General features: G+C 51.3%; 17 protein-coding genes. All 17 read left to right on the forward strand.

Features of this window, described 5'->3' with window-relative positions; all coding sequences use genetic code 11:
• Nucleotides 1–25 precede the first annotated feature (25 nt).
• The 17 genes from nuoG to bamA all read left to right on the forward strand — a co-directional run bounded on the left by nuoG (nucleotide 26) and on the right by bamA (nucleotide 19,304).
• The gene (nuoG, locus tag O3681_RS06030) at nucleotides 26–2,287 is read left to right on the forward strand and encodes an NADH-quinone oxidoreductase subunit NuoG (protein WP_107723886.1); all 2,262 of its coding nucleotides are present in this window, start codon (nucleotides 26–28) and stop codon (nucleotides 2,285–2,287) included.
• 2 nt (nucleotides 2,288–2,289) lie between these two features.
• Nucleotides 2,290–3,366 carry an NADH-quinone oxidoreductase subunit NuoH gene (gene nuoH / locus O3681_RS06035; protein WP_002216340.1) on the forward strand — a complete coding sequence of 359 codons (1,077 nt, stop codon included), beginning with the start codon at nucleotides 2,290–2,292 and terminating at the stop codon, nucleotides 3,364–3,366.
• A gap of 81 nt (nucleotides 3,367–3,447) precedes the next feature.
• Nucleotides 3,448–3,927, forward strand: coding sequence for an NADH-quinone oxidoreductase subunit NuoI (nuoI, locus tag O3681_RS06040; protein WP_002218650.1), 480 nt, complete (start codon nucleotides 3,448–3,450; stop codon nucleotides 3,925–3,927).
• A gap of 11 nt (nucleotides 3,928–3,938) precedes the next feature.
• Entirely contained in the window at nucleotides 3,939–4,610 is a 672-nt protein-coding gene (locus O3681_RS06045) for an NADH-quinone oxidoreductase subunit J (RefSeq protein WP_107997258.1), read from the forward strand.
• Nucleotides 4,607–4,912: an NADH-quinone oxidoreductase subunit NuoK gene (gene nuoK / locus O3681_RS06050; RefSeq protein WP_002215628.1), complete on the forward strand. Its 306-nt coding sequence runs from the start codon at nucleotides 4,607–4,609 to the stop codon at nucleotides 4,910–4,912. Before O3681_RS06045 ends, nuoK begins: the two co-directional genes overlap by 4 nt.
• Before the next feature lie 2 nt (nucleotides 4,913–4,914).
• Nucleotides 4,915–6,939, forward strand: coding sequence for an NADH-quinone oxidoreductase subunit L (gene nuoL / locus O3681_RS06055; RefSeq protein WP_371459525.1), 2,025 nt, complete (start codon nucleotides 4,915–4,917; stop codon nucleotides 6,937–6,939).
• A 70-nt stretch (nucleotides 6,940–7,009) separates the two neighbouring features.
• Nucleotides 7,010–7,315 (forward strand): chorismate mutase, encoded by a 306-nt coding sequence (locus O3681_RS06060; protein WP_049332987.1) that lies wholly within the window; start codon nucleotides 7,010–7,012, stop codon nucleotides 7,313–7,315.
• A 222-nt stretch (nucleotides 7,316–7,537) separates the two neighbouring features.
• Nucleotides 7,538–9,034, forward strand: a complete 1,497-nt coding sequence (locus O3681_RS06065) for an NADH-quinone oxidoreductase subunit M (protein WP_107723884.1) — start codon at nucleotides 7,538–7,540, stop codon at nucleotides 9,032–9,034.
• A 9-nt stretch (nucleotides 9,035–9,043) separates the two neighbouring features.
• Nucleotides 9,044–10,486, forward strand: a complete 1,443-nt coding sequence (gene nuoN, locus O3681_RS06070) for an NADH-quinone oxidoreductase subunit NuoN (protein ID WP_070630469.1) — start codon at nucleotides 9,044–9,046, stop codon at nucleotides 10,484–10,486.
• Between the two features lie 220 nt (nucleotides 10,487–10,706).
• Entirely contained in the window at nucleotides 10,707–11,006 is a 300-nt protein-coding gene (locus tag O3681_RS06075; RefSeq protein WP_003686671.1) for a DUF2818 family protein, read from the forward strand.
• 175 nt (nucleotides 11,007–11,181) lie between these two features.
• Nucleotides 11,182–11,739 carry a ribosome recycling factor gene (gene frr / locus O3681_RS06080; RefSeq protein ID WP_063068560.1) on the forward strand — a complete coding sequence of 186 codons (558 nt, stop codon included), beginning with the start codon at nucleotides 11,182–11,184 and terminating at the stop codon, nucleotides 11,737–11,739.
• 57 nt (nucleotides 11,740–11,796) lie between these two features.
• Nucleotides 11,797–12,543 (forward strand): isoprenyl transferase, encoded by a 747-nt coding sequence (locus O3681_RS06085; RefSeq protein WP_107723881.1) that lies wholly within the window; start codon nucleotides 11,797–11,799, stop codon nucleotides 12,541–12,543.
• Nucleotides 12,544–12,548: 5 nt separating this feature from the next.
• Entirely contained in the window at nucleotides 12,549–13,343 is a 795-nt protein-coding gene (locus O3681_RS06090) for a phosphatidate cytidylyltransferase (protein WP_107723880.1), read from the forward strand.
• Nucleotides 13,344–13,376: 33 nt separating this feature from the next.
• Nucleotides 13,377–14,126, forward strand: a complete 750-nt coding sequence (locus O3681_RS06095) for an SIMPL domain-containing protein (protein WP_003686550.1) — start codon at nucleotides 13,377–13,379, stop codon at nucleotides 14,124–14,126.
• A 117-nt stretch (nucleotides 14,127–14,243) separates the two neighbouring features.
• A complete protein-coding gene (gene ispC, locus O3681_RS06100; protein WP_107723960.1) occupies nucleotides 14,244–15,425 on the forward strand; it encodes a 1-deoxy-D-xylulose-5-phosphate reductoisomerase in 1,182 nt (393 codons plus the stop codon).
• A gap of 132 nt (nucleotides 15,426–15,557) precedes the next feature.
• Nucleotides 15,558–16,898 (forward strand): RIP metalloprotease RseP, encoded by a 1,341-nt coding sequence (gene rseP, locus O3681_RS06105; protein ID WP_107723879.1) that lies wholly within the window; start codon nucleotides 15,558–15,560, stop codon nucleotides 16,896–16,898.
• Nucleotides 16,899–16,901: 3 nt separating this feature from the next.
• A complete protein-coding gene (gene bamA, locus O3681_RS06110) occupies nucleotides 16,902–19,304 on the forward strand; it encodes an outer membrane protein assembly factor BamA (RefSeq protein ID WP_107723878.1) in 2,403 nt (800 codons plus the stop codon).
• Nucleotides 19,305–19,359: the final 55 nt, after the last annotated feature.

The raw sequence follows: 19,359 nt of genomic DNA on the forward strand, positions 1-19,359 counted from the left end.
AAATACCCGTAACTAGGAACGAACCATGTTACAAATCGAAATCGACGGCAAACAGGTATCTGTGGAGCAGGGCGCGACGGTAATTGAAGCCGCGCACAAGCTCGGTACTTATATCCCGCATTTCTGTTACCACAAAAAACTTTCCATCGCTGCCAACTGCCGTATGTGTTTGGTGGACGTGGAAAAAGCCCCCAAACCCCTGCCCGCCTGTGCCACGCCGGTTACAGACGGCATGATTGTGCGTACGCATTCGGCAAAAGCCCGAGAGGCGCAAGAAGGCGTGATGGAGTTCCTGCTCATCAACCATCCGCTTGATTGTCCGACCTGTGACCAAGGTGGCGAATGCCAGTTGCAGGATTTGGCGATGGGCTACGGCAAAACCACCAGCCGTTATACCGAAGAAAAACGTTCCGTCGTCGGCAAGGATATGGGTCCTTTGGTTTCCGCCGAGGAAATGAGCCGTTGTATCCACTGTACCCGTTGCGTCCGTTTCACTGAAGAAATCGCCGGCGTGCAAGAAATCGCCATGGCCAACCGCGGTGAACACTCCGAGATCATGCCTTTTATCGGCAAAGCAGTGGAAACCGAATTGTCAGGCAACGTCATCGATTTGTGTCCTGTCGGCGCATTGACCAGCAAACCGTTCCGCTTCAACGCGCGTACTTGGGAATTGAACCGCCGCAAATCCGTTTCTGCCCATGATGCTTTGGGCAGCAACCTGATTGTGCAAACCAAAGACCATACCGTCCGCCGTGTGTTGCCGCTGGAAAACGAAGCCATCAACGAATGCTGGCTGTCCGACCGCGACCGTTTCGCCTACGAAGGCCTGTATCACGAAAGCCGTCTGAAAAACCCGAAAATCAAACAGGGCGGCGAGTGGATGGACGTAGATTGGAAAACCGCACTGGAATATGTCCGCAGCGCGATTGAATGTATCGCCAAAGACGGCAACCAAAACCAAGTCGGCATTTGGGCGAACCCGATGAATACGGTTGAAGAGCTGTATCTGGCCAAAAAACTTGCCGACGGCTTGGGTGTTAAAAACTTTGCCACCCGTTTGCGCCAACAAGACAAACGTCTTTCAGACGGCCTTAAAGGTGCGCAATGGTTGGGACAAAGCATTGAATCTTTGGCTGACAACGATGCCGTATTGGTAGTCGGCGCGAACTTGCGCAAAGAACAGCCGCTCCTGACCGCCCGCCTGCGCCGCGCCGCCAAAGACCGTATGGCCTTGAGCGTATTGTCCAGCAGTAAAGAAGAATTGTTTATGCCGCTTCTGTCTCAAGAAGCCGCACATCCCGACGAGTGGGCAGGCCGTCTGAAAAACCTGTCTGTTAATGCGGAACACGCCGTTACCGCCAGCCTGAAAAACGCTGAAAAAGCAGCGGTGATTTTGGGCGCGGAAGTGCAAAACCATCCTGATTACGCCGCCATTTATGCCGCCGCGCAAGAGCTGGCAGACGCGACCGGCGCAGTGCTGGGCATTTTGCCGCAAGCCGCCAACAGCGTTGGTGCGGATGTTTTGAATGTAAACTCCGGTGAGAGCGTTACCGAAATGGCAAACGCGCCGAAACAGGCAGTCTTGTTGCTCAACGTCGAGCCTGAAATCGATACGGCGGACGGCGCAAAAGCCGTAGCCGCGTTGAAACAGGCAAAAAGCGTGATGGCGTTTACACCGTTTGTCAGCGAAACGCTGCTGGACGTGTGCGACGTATTGTTGCCGATTGCGCCGTTTACCGAAACATCAGGCAGCTTCATCAATATGGAAGGCCGTCTGCAATCTTTCCACGGCGTGGTACAAGGCTTCGGCGATTCGCGTCCGATGTGGAAAGTGTTGCGCGTATTGGGCAACCTGTTTGACCTGAAAGGTTTTGAATACCACGATACCGCTGCGATTCTGAAAGATGCGCTGGATGTAGAAAGTCTGCCGTCCAAACTGGACAACCGCAGCACATGGACAGAGGAGGGCATTCAGACGGCCTCAGACCGCCTCGTCCGTGTCGGCGGCGTCGGTATTTATCACACTGATTCTATCGTACGCCGTTCCGCACCGTTGCAAGAAACCAGCCATGCCGCCGTGCCTGCCGCGCGTGTAAATCCAAACACTTTGGCGCGCTTAGGCCTGCAAGACGGACAAACTGCTGTCGCCAAACAAAACGGCGCAAGCGTATCGGTTGCTGTCAAAGCCGATGCCGGTTTGCCTGAAAACGTGGTGCATCTGCCGCTGCATACCGAAAATGCCGCGCTGGGTGCGTTGATGGACACTATTGAACTGGCGGGAGCTTGATCATGCAAGAATGGTTCCAAAACCTCTTTGCCGCAACGCTCGGTCTGGGCGATTTGGGTATCACCGTAGGCTTGGTGGTATCCGTCATCGTCAAAATCGTGATTATCCTGATTCCGCTGATTCTGACCGTTGCCTACCTGACATATTTTGAACGTAAAGTCATCGGCTTTATGCAGCTTCGCGTCGGCCCGAACGTAACCGGCCCGTGGGGTCTGATTCAGCCGTTTGCCGACGTGTTCAAACTCTTGTTTAAAGAGGTAACCCGTCCGAAGCTGTCAAACAAGGCCCTGTTCTACATCGGTCCGATTATGTCGCTTGCTCCGTCTTTCGCGGCGTGGGCGGTGATTCCGTTCAACGAGGAATGGGTGCTGACCAACATCAATATCGGCCTTTTGTATATCCTGATGATTACTTCGCTGTCGGTTTACGGCGTGATCATCGCGGGCTGGGCTTCCAACTCCAAATATTCGTTCTTGGGCGCAATGCGTGCTTCCGCGCAAAGCATTTCCTACGAGATTGCCATGAGTGCCGCGCTGGTGTGCGTCGTGATGGTATCGGGCAGCATGAACTTCTCCGATATCGTTGCCGCTCAAGCCAAAGGTATTGCCGGCGGTTCGGTATTCTCTTGGAACTGGCTGCCGCTCTTCCCCATTTTCATCGTCTATCTGATTTCCGCCGTTGCCGAAACCAACCGCGCGCCGTTTGACGTGGCAGAGGGTGAGTCTGAAATCGTTGCCGGTCACCACGTCGAATATTCCGGCTTCGCATTCGCGCTGTTCTTCCTCGCCGAATACATTTTCATGATTCTGATTGCCGCGCTGACATCGCTGATGTTCCTCGGTGGCTGGTTGTCTCCGTTCCCACAAAGCTGGGGCTTTATCGGCACGCCTTCCGCATTCTGGATGTTCGTGAAAATGGCGGCTGTGCTGTACTGGTATCTGTGGATACGCGCAACCTTCCCGCGCTACCGTTACGACCAAATCATGCGTTTGGGCTGGAAAGTGCTGATTCCGATCGGCTTCGCCTACATCGTGATTTTGGGCGTGTGGATGATTTCACCGCTGAATTTGTGGAAATAAGTTTCAGACGGCATCTTGAGGCCGTCTGAACAAAGTGATTTTGAATACCTAACGAAATCCCTGTTTTGAGGGAACATAAATATGGCTAACTTAGTAAAAACCTTTCTGCTTGGCGAATTGGTAAAAGGCTTGGGCGTAACGCTCAAAAACTTTTTTGCCCGCAAAGACACAATTTATTTCCCCGAAGAGAAAACGCCGCAATCCGTGCGTTTCCGCGGCCTGCACGCGCAACGCCGTTATCCGAACGGCGAAGAGCGCTGTATTGCGTGTAAATTGTGCGAGGCAGTTTGTCCGGCAATGGCGATTAACATCGAATCGGAAGAACGCGAAGACGGTACCCGCCGTACCAAACGTTACGACATCGACCTGACCAAGTGCATCTTCTGCGGTTTCTGCGAAGAGGCCTGCCCGACCGATGCGATTGTGGAAACCCATATTTTTGAATACCACGGCGAGAAAAAAGGCGACTTGCACATGACCAAGCCGATTCTTTTGGCCATTGGCGACAAATACGAAGCTGAAATCGCCAAACGCAAAGCCGCTGACGCGCCGTATCGTTAAGGAGCAGACGAATGACTTTTTCCGCGATTCTGTTCTATATTCTTGCCGCCATCGTTTTGTACGGTGCGGTTCGTACCGTTACCGCTAAAAACCCTGTACATGCCGCTTTGCATCTGGTGCTGACCTTCTGCGTGAGCGCGATGCTTTGGATGCTGATGCAGGCTGAGTTTTTGGGCGTTACGCTGGTGGTGGTTTACGTCGGCGCTGTAATGGTGTTGTTCCTGTTCGTCGTGATGATGTTGAATATCGACATTGAAGAAATGCGCGCCGGTTTCTGGCGTCATGCGCCTGTTGCCGGTGTGGTCGGCACATTGTTGGCGGTTGCCCTGATCCTGATTCTGGTCAACCCGAAAACCGACCTGGCCGCATTTGGTCTGATGAAAGACATTCCGGCCGATTACAACAATATCCGCGATTTGGGCAGCCGTATTTATACCGACTACCTGTTGCCATTTGAATTGGCGGCGGTATTGCTGCTGTTGGGTATGGTGGCCGCGATTGCGCTGGTTCACCGTAAAACGGTTAATCCGAAACGTATGGACCCTGCAGACCAAGTTAAAGTACGCGCCGACCAAGGTCGTATGCGTCTGGTGAAAATGGAAGCGGTCAAACCGCAAGTCGAATCTGCCGAAGAAAGTGAAGTTTCAGACGGCCTCAAGCCGGAAGGGGAGGGCAAAGCATGATTACCTTGACGCATTATTTGGTATTGGGTGCGCTCCTGTTCGGTATCAGCGCAATGGGTATCTTTATGAACCGCAAAAACGTGCTGGTATTGCTGATGTCCATCGAGCTGATGCTTTTGGCGGTGAACTTCAACTTTATCGCCTTCTCGCAACATTTGGGCGATACTGCCGGACAAATTTTCGTATTCTTCGTATTGACCGTTGCCGCTGCCGAATCTGCCATCGGTTTGGCGATTATGGTGCTGGTGTACCGCAACCGACAAACAATCAACGTTGCCGATTTGGATGAGTTGAAAGGGTAATCATGAACGATATGACTTTATATTTGATAATTGCCCTTGTTCCGTTGGCAGGCTCGCTGATTGCGGGTTTGTTCGGCAACAAAATCGGACGTGCCGGTGCGCATACCGTAACAATACTCGGTGTGGCGGTGTCTGCCGTGCTGTCGGCTTATGTGCTGTGGGGATTCCTCAATGGCAGCCGTGCCAAGTTTGACGAGAACGTCTATACCTGGCTGACAATGGGCGGCTTGGATTTCTCCGTCGGCTTCTTGGTCGATACGATGACGGCGATGATGATGGTCGTGGTTACCGGCGTGTCGTTGATGGTGCATATCTACACCATCGGTTATATGCACGACGAAAAAGTCGGCTACCAACGCTTCTTCAGCTATATTTCTTTGTTTACTTTCAGCATGTTGATGCTGATTATGAGCAACAACTTCATCCAGCTCTTCTTCGGTTGGGAGGCTGTGGGCTTGGTGTCGTATCTCTTGATCGGTTTCTATTTCAAACGTCCGAGCGCAACATTTGCCAACCTGAAAGCCTTTTTGATCAACCGTGTCGGCGACTTCGGCTTTTTGCTCGGTATCGGCTTGGTGCTTGCCTATTTCGGCGGCAGCCTGCGCTATCAGGACGTATTCGCCTATCTGCCCAACGTACAAAATGCCACCATCCAGCTTTTCCCCGGTGTGGAATGGTCTTTGATTACCGTAACCTGCCTGCTCCTGTTTGTCGGTGCGATGGGTAAATCGGCACAATTCCCGCTGCATGTCTGGCTGCCCGATTCGATGGAAGGCCCGACCCCGATTTCTGCATTGATTCACGCCGCTACGATGGTTACGGCGGGTCTGTTCATGGTGTCGCGCATGTCGCCGATTTACGAAATGAGCAGCACTGCGCTGTCGGTGATTATGGTGATTGGCGCGATTACCGCCCTGTTTATGGGTTTCTTGGGCGTAATTCAAAACGACATCAAGCGCGTGGTTGCGTATTCCACCCTGTCGCAACTGGGTTATATGACCGTGGCTCTGGGCGCGTCCGCCTATTCTGTGGCGATGTTCCACGTCATGACCCACGCCTTCTTTAAGGCCTTGCTGTTCTTGGCGGCGGGTAGCGCCATTATCGGTATGCACCACGACCAAGACATGCGCCACATGGGCAATCTGAAAAAATACATGCCGATTACTTGGCTGACCATGCTGGTCGGTAACTTGTCGCTGATCGGTACGCCGTTCTTCTCCGGCTTCTACTCCAAAGATTCGATTATCGAAGCGGCGAAATACAGCACCCTGCCGGGCAGCGGATTTGCCTATTTTGCCGTCCTCGCCAGCGTGTTTGTTACCGCGTTTTACGCGTTCCGCCAATACTTTATGGTGTTCCACGGCGAAGAAAAATGGCGCAGCCTGCCCGAACACCATTCAGATGGCCATGGTGAAGAACATCACGGCTTGGGCAAAAACGACAATCCGCACGAAAGCCCGCTGGTCGTTACCCTGCCTTTGATTTTGCTTGCCATTCCGTCCGTCATCATCGGCTATGTTGCCATCGAGCCTATGCTTTACGGCGATTTCTTCAAAGACGTGATTTTTGTTAATGCCGACGCGCATCCGACCATGCACATCATGAAGGAAGAGTTCCACGGCGCATTGGCAATGGTGTCGCACAGCCTGCATTCACCTGTACTCTACCTTGCTATCGCAGGCGTGTTGAGCGCATGGCTCTTGTACGTCAAACTGCCGCACCTGCCTGCGAAAATTGCACAGACGTTCCGTCCGATTTACGTTTTGTTTGAAAACAAATACTACCTCGACGCCCTGTATTTCAACGTCTTTGCCAAAGGCACGCGCGCATTGGGTACTTTCTTCTGGAAAGTCGGCGATACCGCCATTATCGATAACGGTATCGTCAACGGCTCTGCCAAACTGGTCGGCGCGATTGCCGCGCAAGTGCGTAAAGCCCAAACTGGCTTTATCTACACCTACGCCGCCGCTATGGTATTCGGCGTATTGGTATTGCTCGGCATGACCTTCTGGGGATTGTTCCGATAAAAGCGGGATTTCAGACGGCCTGTTTATAGTTGGTGTATAGGGCCGTCTGAAAAAGAAAATTTGAGCAACAATGATTGAAGACAAATTACCACAAACCCTGGACGAAGTCCGCGAAGCCATTGATGGTTTGGACAAGGGATTAATCGAATTACTCGCCCGCCGGCAGAAATTGGTACGGCAGGCTGGTCGTCTGAAACCTAAAAACGATGTGCGGGCGGTTTCCGCGCCTGAACGGGTGGCTCAAGTGATTACCTCGCGCCGCGCTTATGCCGAAAAGGCCGGTTTGTCGCCCGAAGTAGCAGAAGCAGTTTGGCGCAGCATGATTGATGCGTTCATTAAACTTGAGATGGACACCAACCGTACCGATGGAGCGTAGTCAAAATCTTCGGATAATGGTTTTGACAAGAAAAATATGGAAGAGGCCGTCTGAAAAGAAGGTTTTAGGCGGTTATGGAATAAAAGAATAACGGTAGATATACGTTTTTCTTGATTTTGCCATATACAAAATACACAATCTTTTTCAGACGGCCTCCTGAAATGGTGTCTGAAAACCAACCCATACAACTATATTTTTTATTTTAACCACAGGTTAACCACTATGTTTTCCAACTACCTACTCAGCTTGGCAATATGGATACCCATCGCCGCAGGTGTGCTGGTTTTGGCGACCGGTAAAGACAGCCGTGCGCCGCTGGCGCGTGTGCTTGCCTTCATGGGTGCGCTTGCCGGTTTCTTGGTAACGCTGCCCCTGTTTACCGGTTTCGACCGTTTGAGCGGCGGCTATCAGTTTACCGAGTTCCACGAGTGGATTCCGCTTCTGAAAATCAACTACCAGTTGGGTGTAGACGGTATTTCAGTGCTCTTTATCATCTTGAATGCGTTTATTACGCTGTTGGTGGTATTGGCCGGTTGGGAAGTCATTCAGAAACGTCCGGCGCAGTATATGGCGGCTTTCCTGATTATGTCGGGTTTGATTAACGGCGCGTTTGCCGCGCAGGATGCGATTCTGTTTTATGTGTTCTTCGAGGGTATGCTGATTCCGCTGTACCTGATTATCGGTGTATGGGGCGGCCCGCGCCGTGTCTATGCGTCGGTCAAGCTGTTCCTCTATACGCTGATGGGTTCACTCTTGATGCTGGTTGCCATGGTTTACCTGTACTATCAAACAGGCAGCTTCTCTATTGTCGATTTCCAAAACATCAAACAAATTCCGTTGGGCGTACAACAGCTTTTGTTTGTGGCGTTCTTCCTGTCATTCGCTGTAAAAGTGCCGATGTTCCCTGTGCACACTTGGTTGCCGGATGCCCACGTTGAAGCGCCGACCGGCGGTTCGATGGTGTTGGCGGCAATTACGCTGAAACTGGGTGCGTATGGTTTCTTGCGCTTTATCCTGCCGATTATGCCGGATGCGGCACGCTATTTTGCCCCCGTGATCATCGTATTGAGCCTGATTGCCGTGATTTACATCGGTATGGTGGCTTTGGTGCAAACCGATATGAAAAAACTGGTGGCGTACTCTTCCATCAGTCATATGGGTTTTGTTACTTTGGGCATGTTCCTGTTTGTGAACGGCCAACTGAATGACTGGGCATTGAAAGGTGCAATCATTCAAATGATTTCCCACGGTTTTGTGTCTGCCGCGATGTTTATGTGTATCGGTGTGATGTACGACCGCCTGCATACCCGCAATATTGCCGATTATGGCGGCGTGGTCAATGTGATGCCTAAGTTTGCGGCGTTTATGATGTTGTTCGGTATGGCTAATGCCGGTCTGCCTGCAACTTCCGGCTTCGTGGGCGAGTTTATGGTGATTATGGGCGCGGTTAAAGTGAATTTCTGGGTGGGCGCGTTGGCTGCTATGACCCTGATTTACGGTGCGTCTTATACCCTGTGGATGTACAAACGCGTTATTTTTGGTGCGATCCACAATCCGCACGTTGCCGAAATGAAAGACATCAATTGCCGCGAGTTTGCGATTTTGGCGATTTTGGCGGTTGCTGTTTTGGGCATGGGTCTGTATCCGCAAGCGTTTATCGAAGTGGTGCATCAAGCGGCAAACGATTTGATTGCCCATGTGGCACAAAGCAAGATTTGAGGTGTGTAAATGAACTGGTCTGATTTGAATTTAATGCCCGCCATGCCCGAAATCGTGCTGCTTGCGCTATTGGGTGTCGTATTGCTGGCAGACTTGTGGATTTGCGATAAAAACCGCTATCTGACCCATCTGATGAGTTTGGGAACGGTCATTATTGTGGCCGTCACCCAATTGGCAGTATGGGAGCAGGGCAGTGTCGATGCCTTTCACGGTATGTATATTGCAGACGGCATGTCCCGTTTGGCAAAACTGGTGCTGTATGCACTGACGTTTGGTCTGTTTATTTACAGTAAACCGTACAACCAAGACCGCCAAATTTTTAAAGGTGAGTTTTACACCCTGTCGCTGTTTGCCCTGTTGGGTATGAGCGTCATGGTCAGCTCTGCACATTTCTTGACTGCGTATATCGGTTTGGAATTGTTGTCTTTATCGCTGTATGCCATGATTGCCCTGCGCCGCGATTCCGGCCGCTCTGCCGAGGCTGCGCTGAAATACTTCGTATTGGGCGCGTTGGCCTCCGGTTTGCTGCTCTATGGTATTTCTATGGTTTACGGAGCCACCGGTTCCCTTGATTTTGCTTCCGTCTTGGCTTCTGCTTTCAATGAGCAGGCCAATGAATGGTTGTTGAAATTGGGTATGGTGTTTATTGTAGTCGCCATTGCATTTAAATTGGGTGCGGTTCCATTCCATATGTGGGTGCCCGATGTGTACGATGGCGCGCCGACCTCTGTTACCGCCTTTGTGGGTACGGCTCCGAAAATTGCCGCCGTTGTCTTCGCGTTCCGTATCCTTGTTACCGGTATGGGTACCATACATTCAGACTGGGCGCCGATGTTGGCCATCCTTGCCGTTGCTTCTTTGGTGGTCGGTAACCTTGCCGCCATCATGCAAACCAATATCAAACGTATGCTTGCCTATTCTACCGTATCGCACATGGGTTTTATCCTGTTGGCGTTTATGGCAGGCGCAGTCGGCTTTACTGCAGGTTTGTATTACGCCATTACCTATGCTTTGATGGCGGCAGTCAGCTTCGGCGTTTTGATGGTATTGTCCACCAAAGACATTGAGTGTGAAGACATCAAAGACCTCGCAGGCCTCAACCACCGCCATGCATGGTTTGCCTTCCTGATGTTGCTGTCCATGTTCTCCATGGCGGGTATTCCACCGCTGATGGGCTTCTACGCTAAGTTTGGCGTGATTATGGCGCTCTTGAAACAAGGCTATGTATGGTTGTCAGTGTTTGCCGTCATCATGTCTCTGATTGGCGCGTTCTACTACCTTCGCGTGGTCAAAGTCATCTACTTCGATGCGCCTGATCATGATCAGCCGGTCGGCAGCAACTATGCCGCCAAATTTGTCCTGACGGTCAATGCCTTCCTGCTGCTCCTCTGGGGTATCATGCCGCAAACCGTTATCGACTGGTGTGCCAAAGCATTGGAAAATACCCTGTAAGCTTCAAACAAAACCAACGGCGGCTGTTCCAAAGTCGCCGTTTTTGTTAGGATTCGCATTCGGATGAAATATACCCAAAGTTCAGACGGCCTCAAGCCTTTGAACAATCATCAAGCGGGTATCATCAAGATATTGAATATTCCAGGGATAATGATGGGCAAGAATGCCCATTTAACATGTTAAAATCACACACAGGCCGTCTGAAAACAGAAAGACCACCATGACCGCATCCATGTACATTCTTTTGCTGTTGGCGCTTATCTTTGCCAACGCACCATTTATTACCACCAAATTTTTCGGCATCATCGCCCTGAAACGCAAACACATCGGTCATCACTTGATCGAATTGCTGGCAGGCTTCCTTCTTACCGCGATCCTCGCCTATATCCTTGAATCACGCGCCGGAGCCGTACATGCCCAAGACTGGGAGTTTTACGCGACCGTTGTCTGCCTCTACCTGATTTTTGCCTTCCCATGCTTCGTATGGCGTTACTTTTGGAATGAGCGGAATAGAGAGTAGGATTTGAATAAGGGAAAGGCTGTCTGAAAGATTTTCAGACGGCCTTTATTTTGTTTGATGTTAAATATCGGTTAGAAAACAAGGCTGTTGGGGCGTAAAGCCTTGTCGTGAGGGCGGTTTAACGGTACTATTCTCGGTTAATCCTGTTTTATTCCTATGAAATTGAAAGTATAAGATGATTAATGATATTCAAAAGACAGCTGAAGGCAAAATGCAGCGTTCTCTGGAAGTGTTGAAAGAAAACTTGGCTAAGGTGCGTACCGGCCGTGCGCATACCGGCCTGCTTGACCAAGTGGAAGTGGAATACTGGGGCAGCATGGTGCCTGTGAGCCAAGTGGCAAACGTAACGCTTTTGGATGCGCGTACGATTGGTGTGAAACCGTTCGAGAGCAATATGGCTGCAAAAGTCGAGAAAGCGATCCGTGATTCCAACTTGGGCCTGAACCCTGCTTCTGTCGGCGATTTGATCCGTGTCCCTATGCCTATGTTGACTGAGGAACGCCGTAAAGATTTGATTAAAGTGGTACGCGGTGAGGCAGAAGAAGGCCGTGTGTCTATCCGCAATGTACGCCGTGATGCAAACGACCACATCAAAAAACTGTTGAAAGACAAAGAGATTTCTGAAGATGAAGCACGTCGTGGCGAGGAAGCGGTTCAGAAGTTGACCGACAAATACATTGCTGAGGCAGACAAGCTCTTGGCTGCCAAAGAAGAAGATTTGATGGCGATTTAATTCTGTGTGCAAACCGTTCAGACGGCCTTTGGACGGTTTGCTCCCTGAAAGGCAGACATGAAAAGCAGTACGCAGACGATTTTGGAACACTCTGCCATCCCCCGACATATTGCTGTGATTATGGACGGCAACGGACGTTGGGCAAAGAAGCGTTTTCTTCCCCGTGTGATGGGGCATAAGCGCGGCTTGGATGCGCTGGAGAACATGGTGAAGCATTGTGCTGAACTGGGTGTGCGGTATTTGACCGTGTTTGCTTTTTCGACTGAAAACTGGCGACGCCCCGAGGAAGAGGTTTCTTTTCTGATGGGGCTGTTTTTGCAGGCTTTGCAAAAGCAGGTGCGCCGTTTGCACGATAACAATATGCGCTTGAGAGTCATCGGCAGCCGTGAGCGGTTTAATGCTGAAATCCTGAAGGGGATTGAGGCGGCAGAGGCGTTGACGGCAAACAATACCGGTTTGACTTTGAGCATTGCCGCCGATTATGGCGGCCGCTGGGATATTTTGCAGGCGGCAAATCAGTTGATTGCCGAGGGTGCAACTGAGATTACGGAAGAGGCGTTGTCGCGTTATTTGATGTTGGGCGATGCACCCGAGCCGGATTTGTTTATCCGCACCGGCGGCGAGACGCGCATCAGTAATTTCCTGCTGTGGCAGATGGCGTACGCGGAATTGTATTTTACGGATACGCTGTGGCCTGATTTTAATGAGAAATCGCTGAACGAGGCGATTGCTTCGTTCCAAAAACGGGAGCGCCGCTTCGGGCGGACTTCCGAACAGCTGCCGGTTGAGCAGCAACGGGGTTGAGAACTATGTTGAAACAACGGATTTTGACGGCGCTGTGGCTCTTGCCGCTGATGCTGGGTATGCTATTTTATGCACCTATGTGGCTGTGGGCGGCGTTTTGCGGCCTGATTGCCATGCTGACTTTGTGGGAATATGCCCGCATGAGCGGCTTGGACAAGCTGAAAATCAATCATTATTTGGCTTCAACGCTGGTGTTTGGCGTGATTGCCTATGCCGGCGGTTGGCAGTTGCCTGATTTGGTTTGGTATGTCGTATTGGCGTTTTGGCTGATTGTCATGCCTTGGTGGCTGAAGGCGAAATGGAAGTTGAACGGCGGCTGGCAGGCTTACACGGTCGGTTGGTTGTTGGTGATGCCGTTTTGGTTCGCACTGGTTTACCTGCGCCCTCAGCCTGAAGACGCGCTGTCTTTATTGGCAATTATGGGTTTGGTTTGGGTGGCCGATATTGGCGCGTATTTCTGCGGCAAGTCGTTTGGCAAGCGCAAAATTGCGCCGACCATCAGCCCGGGTAAAAGCTGGGAAGGTGCGATCGGCGGCGCATTATGCGTTGCCGTGTACATGACCATCGTATGGAAAGCCGGTTGGCTGGCTTTTGAAGCCGGTTGGTTAAAAACTATTTTGATCGGCTTGATTCTGACCATTGTCAGCGTGTGCGGCGATTTGCTGGAAAGCTGGCTCAAACGTGCGGCTGGTATCAAAGACAGCAGTAATCTGTTGCCGGGACACGGCGGCGTGTTCGACCGTGTGGACAGCCTGATTGCCGTTATCAGCATTTATGCCGCCTTTGTATATTTGTTTTAAACCGCCTGTCTGACGTGGTTGAGGAAGCTGATTATGTCCGAACAAAAACAGATTTCATCTTTATCAATCTTGGGCGTATTGTTGGCACTGGGATTGATGGCTGCGGCGTTTATTTTGGGTGTGCAGTTTAAGAATCTGCGTCAGCCGGGGACGATTACCGTAAAAGGTTTGGCGGAGAAAAACTTCCAATCCGACAGCGCGACGTGGAATACGGGCGTAAATGCGCACGGCGAGAGCTATCAGGAAGTTTTGGATTTGCTGACGGCAAGACGCAAGAAGCTGTCTAAGTTTTTGGGTGAGCAAGGCTTTGCGGCGGCTGAAATGAAAGTGGGCCTGCCCGAAGTGTCGCGCGTTTTCAATGAAACCCGAGACGAACTGGGCAACGTAACCCGCACGCCCAACGGCTACGACGGCGACCTCAATATTGTGGTCAACACCAAAAAACTGGACAAAATCCAAGCCGCCCAGCGCGCCATTTTGAATTTCCGTGCGCAAAACGAATTTATCCGCTTCGACAATCCGCAATATTTGCTGGGCAATTTGGAAACCATCAAACGCGATTTGATTACGCAGGCGACTGAGGATGCGCAGAAACGCGCGGCCGAATTTGCCAAAACCGGCGGTGGCAAAGTGGGCGCCATGCGTTCTGCTTCGCAAGGATCGTTCAACATCTATGCCGACACCGGCAGCAGCGAGGATGACGAATACGGCGGTTCTTACGATAAAAGTACCGTCGGCAAACAAGTCCGACTGGTTGTTACCATCGAATACGGCATTGAGTAATTCTTTCAGACGGCCTGTTTAGCCGGGAGGTAAAAGGCCGTCTGAAAATTGGAAACGGCAAAGAAATCTATTTCAAACACAATGAATACCGTTTGCACAGCACACAAAGAACACACCATGACACAACAAGTTCTGACCATATTAGGCAGTACCGGCAGCATAGGCGAAAGCACTTTAGACGTTGTTTCCCGCCATCCCGAAAAATTCCGCGTGTTCGCGCTGGCAGGGCATAGGCAGGTGGACAAGCTGGCGGCGCAATGCAAACAGTTCCGTCCGGAATATGCCGTTATCGGCGATGCCGGCCATGCGGCCGAGCTGGAAAAGAAACTCAAGCAAGAAGGCATCAGTACGCAGGTTTTATATGGTTCTCAAGCCCTGATTGATGTCGCCTCTGCCGATGAAGTCAGCGGCGTAATGTGTGCCATTGTCGGCGCGGCCGGCTTGCCGTCGGCTTTGGCCGCCGCTAAAAAAGGCAAAACCATTTATCTGGCAAACAAAGAAACACTGGTGGTTTCCGGTGCATTGTTTATGGAAACCGCCCGTCAAAACGGCGCTACCGTCTTGCCGATTGACAGTGAACACAATGCCATCTTCCAAGTATTGCCAAGGGATTACACAGGCCGTCTAAATGAGCACGGTATCAATTCGATTATCCTGACTGCATCGGGCGGTCCTTTCCTTAACACTGATTTAAGTACATTTGACAGCATTACGCCCGAACAGGCGGTCAAGCATCCGAATTGGAGCATGGGCCGCAAGATTTCCGTCGATTCCGCATCAATGATGAATAAGGGCTTGGAGTTGATTGAGGCGCATTGGTTGTTTAACTGTCCGCCGGAAAAACTGGAAGTCGTCATCCATCCACAATCCGTGATACACAGCATGGTGCGTTATCGCGATGGTTCGGTATTGGCGCAGTTGGGTAATCCCGATATGCGTACGCCGATTGCTTATTGCTTGGGCCTGCCCGAACGTATCGACTCTGGCGTGGGCGAGCTGGATTTCGGCGCATTGTCCGCATTGACCTTCCAAAAACCTGACTTTGACCGTTTTCCATGCCTGAAACTTGCCTATCAGGCCATGAATGCAGGCGGCGCCGCGCCTTGCGTGCTGAACGCCGCCAACGAAGTTGCCGTGGCCGCTTTTTTAGATAAACGCATCAAGTTTACCGATATTGCCAAAGTCGTTGCCCACTGCCTTGCCCAAAATTTTTCAGACGGCCGTCACGATATCGAAGGCCTGCTGGCGCAAGACGCGCAAACACGTAGACAGGCAGAAGCCTTTATCGGCAAACAATAAAGCTTCAATGACAGGCCGTCTGAAACGTCAACCGCTTGGCATTTAGGCAGACAAAATGGAACAACTGCCTTTATAATCGGTTTTCAGACGGCCTTATCCGTTGATTATCACATTCCACTCAGGGGGATTTTTTTGCAAACCTTTTTAGCCTTTATCGTCGCCATTCTGATTTTGGTCAGCCTGCATGAGTTCGGACACTATATTGTTGCCCACTGGTGCGGCGTTAAAGTCGTGCGCTTTTCCGTCGGCTTTGGTAAGCCCTTTTTCACCCGAAAACGCGGCGATACCGAGTGGTGTCTTGCCCCGATTCCGCTGGGCGGTTACGTTAAAATGGTCGATACGCGCGAAGGAGAGGTGGCAGAGGCAGATTTGCCGTACGCCTTTGACAAGCAGCATCCGGCCAAGCGCATCGCCATTGTCGCCGCCGGCCCTTTGACCAATTTGATTTTGGCCGTTTTGCTTTATGGTTTGAGCTTTTCCTTCGGCGTAACTGAGTTGCGCCCCTATGTCGGCATGGTTGAGCCTAGCAGTATTGCCGCCAAAGCAGGTTTTCAGGCAGGCGATAAGATTGTATCGGTCAACGGAATCTCCGTAAAAGACTGGAGTGATGCGCAAACCGAGATGGTGCTGAACCTTGAAGCCGGCCCTGTAAAAGTTGCTGTTCAGACGGCCTCAAATACCCAAGCCATCCGCATAATTGATGCCGCCGGCACGCCTGAAGCAGGTAAAGTTGCGAAAAGCCAAGGCAACATCGGCCTTTTGCCTTTTAGAATTACTAACCGCATCGGCAAAGTCTTGGCCAATAGTCCGGCCGAAAAAGCAGGTTTGAAGGAAAACGACAAACTGCTGACCGCCGATGGGAAGCCCATCGAGAGCTGGCAGGCATGGACGGAACTCTTCCGCGCCAGCCCCGGTAAACGAATCGAGCTGACTTACGAGCGCGACGGCAAAATACTGGCGACCGCTATCCGACCGGACAGCGTCGAGCAGTCGGCAGGCGTGCTGGTGGGTAGAGCAGGGCTTGCCGCTCAGGCGGATAAAGAGTGGGATAAAACCATCCGCTACCGTTATACGCCTTCCGTTGCCCAAGCCTTTGAATTGGGTTGGAACAAAACCGTCAACTATTCGTGGACGACCCTCAAATTTTTCGGAAAACTGGTTACAGGCAATGCCTCTTTGAACCATATTTCCGGTCCCCTGACCATTGCCGATGTCGCCGGACAGTCCGCCAAACTCGGATTGCAGAGCTACCTCGAATTTCTGGCCTTGGTCAGCATCAGCTTAGGCGTGTTGAACCTTTTGCCCATACCCGTTTTAGACGGCGGACATTTGGTTTTCTATACCGCCGAATGGATACGCGGAAAGCCTTTGAGCGAGCGCATACAGGCAGTCGGCCTGCGCTTCGGACTGGCAGCCATGCTTTTGATGATGGCTGTGGCTTTCTTTAATGACATCAACCGTTTGTTTGGATAATTTATGAAACTGAACCAGATTGCTTCCGCTTTAATGGTATTGAGCCTGTCGCCAATGGCATTGGCTGACTTTACCATTCAGGACATCCGCGTCGAAGGCCTGCAACGCACCGAGCCGAGTACCGTCTTCAACTACCTGCCCGTTAAAGTCGGTGATAATTTCAATGATGCACGCAGTGAAGAAATCATCAAAAAACTCTATGCAACCGGTTTCTTTGACGACGTACGCGTCGAAACCATGGACAATCAAGTCCTGCTGACCGTGATTGAGCGTCCGACCATCAGCTCGCTCAATATTACCGGCGCGAAAATGCTGCAAAACGATGCCATCAAGAAAAACCTTGAAGCCTTCGGTTTGGCGCAATCCCAATACTTCAACCAAGCAACGCTGAACCAAGCCGTTGCCGGTTTGAAAGAAGAGTATTTGAGCCGAGGCAAACAGTCTGTCCAAATCACTCCGACTGTAACCAAACTCGCCCGTAACCGCGTATCTATTGATATCGCCATCGAAGAGGGCAAATCTACCAAGATTACCGATATTTCCTTTGAAGGCAACGAAGTTTATTCCGACCGCCGCCTGCTGAAACAAATGTCCCTGAGCGAAGGCGGCATGTGGACTTGGATTACCAAGAGCAACCAGTTCAATGAGCAAAAATTTGCTCAGGACATGGAAAAAATTACCAATTACTACCAAAACAACGGCTACTTCAACTTCCGTATTTTGGATACCGATATCCAAACCAACGAAGACAAAACCAAGCAAACCATTAAAGTAACCGTCAGCGAAGGCGACCGCTTCCGTTGGGGCAATGTACGCATCGAAGGCGATACGCTGGAAGTGCCGAAAGAAGATTTGGAAAAACTGCTGACCATGAAGCCGGGCAAATGGTACGAGCGCGCGCAAATGTCCAATTCGCTCGAAGCCATCCAAAACCGCATGGGTCAGGCAGGTTACGCATTCAGCGAAATCAATGTCCAACCGATTCCAAATGCCGAAACGCATACTGTTGATTTTGTGCTGACCGTTCAACCGGGCCGCAAAATCTATGTAAACGAAATCAACATTACCGGCAACAACAAAACCCGTGACGAAGTCATCCGCCGCGAGTTGCGCCAAATGGAATCAGCGCCTTACGACTCTGCCAAACTGCAACGTTCTAAAGAGCGCGTTGAGTTGTTGGGCTACTTCGACAACGTTCAATTTGATGCGGTTCCTGTGGCCAATACGCCCGACCAAGTTGACCTGAACATGAGCCTGACCGAACGTTCTACCGGCTCGCTCGACTTGAGCGCAGGTTGGGTTCAGGATACCGGTTTGGTAATGTCTGCCGGTGTGGCTCAAGACAACCTGTTCGGTACGGGTAAATCCGTTGCCCTGCGCGCTTCCCGCAGTAAAACCACAGTAAACGGCTCATTGTCGTTTACCGACCCATACTTCACACCTGACGGCGTAAGCTTGGGCTACGACCTTTATGGTAAGACTTACGACCCGCGTAAAGCTTCTTCCAGCGCGAAACAATATAAAACCACAACTTTCGGCGGCGGTTTGCGTATCGGTATTCCGGTTACCGAATATGACCGTGTGAACTTCGGTTTGGCCGCAGAGCGTTTGACCGTGAACACCTACAAAGGCGCGCCTAAACGCTATGCCGACTTTATCAATCAATACGGTAAGGGCGACGGTAGCGGCGTGGGTAGCTTCAAAGGCTGGTTGTACAAAGGTACCATCGGCTGGGGCCGCAACAAAACCGACAATGCCTTGTGGCCGACCCGCGGTTACCTGACCGGCGTAAACGGCGAAATCGCCTTGCCGGGCAGCGACCTGCAATACTACACTCTGACCCACAACCAAACTTGGTTCTTCCCGTTGAGCAAAGATTTCACATTGATGCTGGGTGGCGAAGTCGGTTATGGCAACGGCTACGGCAAAACCAAAACCATGCCGTTCTTTGAAAACTTCTACGGCGGCGGCTTAGGTTCTGTCCGCGGCTTTGAAAGCGGTACGCTGGGCCCGAAAGTCTATGACGAATACGGAGAAAAAATCAGCTACGGCGGTAACAAAAAAGCCAACGTTTCCGCAGAGTTGCTCTTCCCGATGCCGGGTATTAAAGACTCGCGTACTGTCCGTCTGAGCCTGTTTGCCGATGCAGGCAGCGTGTGGGACGACAAAACCTACAATGACAGCAGCAGCAATTCTTATTACACCAATGGCGCGTTCCAAAACGTGTATGGCGTAGGCACTACGCACAAATCGACATTCAAAAACGAATTGCGTTACTCTGCCGGTGCTGCCGTGACTTGGCTCTCTCCGCTGGGTCCGATGAAGTTCAGTTATGCTTATCCGATTAAGAAAAAAGAAGGCGACGAAATCCAACGCTTCCAATTCCAACTCGGTACGACATTCTGATGATGTTTAGGCCGTCTGAAACCGGGTTTGTCCGTTTCAGACGGCCTCATGGCAG

It is taken from the genome of Neisseria sp. 27098_8_158, assembly GCF_041433145.1.
GTDB classification, from domain to species: Bacteria; Pseudomonadota; Gammaproteobacteria; order Burkholderiales; family Neisseriaceae; genus Neisseria; species Neisseria subflava_E.

Bases quoted from the DNA above. Each gene is read 5' to 3' on its own strand.
- nuoG (WP_107723886.1), top strand. From the start codon at position 26: ATGTTACAAATCGAAATCGACGGCAAACAGGTATCTGTGGAGCAGGGC.
- nuoH (WP_002216340.1), top strand. From the start codon at position 2,290: ATGCAAGAATGGTTCCAAAACCTCTTTGCCGCAACGCTCGGTCTGGGC.
- nuoI (WP_002218650.1), top strand. From the start codon at position 3,448: ATGGCTAACTTAGTAAAAACCTTTCTGCTTGGCGAATTGGTAAAAGGC.
- O3681_RS06045 (WP_107997258.1), top strand. From the start codon at position 3,939: ATGACTTTTTCCGCGATTCTGTTCTATATTCTTGCCGCCATCGTTTTG.
- nuoK (WP_002215628.1), top strand. From the start codon at position 4,607: ATGATTACCTTGACGCATTATTTGGTATTGGGTGCGCTCCTGTTCGGT.
- nuoL (WP_371459525.1), top strand. From the start codon at position 4,915: ATGAACGATATGACTTTATATTTGATAATTGCCCTTGTTCCGTTGGCA.
- O3681_RS06060 (WP_049332987.1), top strand. From the start codon at position 7,010: ATGATTGAAGACAAATTACCACAAACCCTGGACGAAGTCCGCGAAGCC.
- O3681_RS06065 (WP_107723884.1), top strand. From the start codon at position 7,538: ATGTTTTCCAACTACCTACTCAGCTTGGCAATATGGATACCCATCGCC.
- nuoN (WP_070630469.1), top strand. From the start codon at position 9,044: ATGAACTGGTCTGATTTGAATTTAATGCCCGCCATGCCCGAAATCGTG.
- O3681_RS06075 (WP_003686671.1), top strand. From the start codon at position 10,707: ATGACCGCATCCATGTACATTCTTTTGCTGTTGGCGCTTATCTTTGCC.
- frr (WP_063068560.1), top strand. From the start codon at position 11,182: ATGATTAATGATATTCAAAAGACAGCTGAAGGCAAAATGCAGCGTTCT.
- O3681_RS06085 (WP_107723881.1), top strand. From the start codon at position 11,797: ATGAAAAGCAGTACGCAGACGATTTTGGAACACTCTGCCATCCCCCGA.
- O3681_RS06090 (WP_107723880.1), top strand. From the start codon at position 12,549: ATGTTGAAACAACGGATTTTGACGGCGCTGTGGCTCTTGCCGCTGATG.
- O3681_RS06095 (WP_003686550.1), top strand. From the start codon at position 13,377: ATGTCCGAACAAAAACAGATTTCATCTTTATCAATCTTGGGCGTATTG.
- ispC (WP_107723960.1), top strand. From the start codon at position 14,244: ATGACACAACAAGTTCTGACCATATTAGGCAGTACCGGCAGCATAGGC.
- bamA (WP_107723878.1), top strand. From the start codon at position 16,902: ATGAAACTGAACCAGATTGCTTCCGCTTTAATGGTATTGAGCCTGTCG.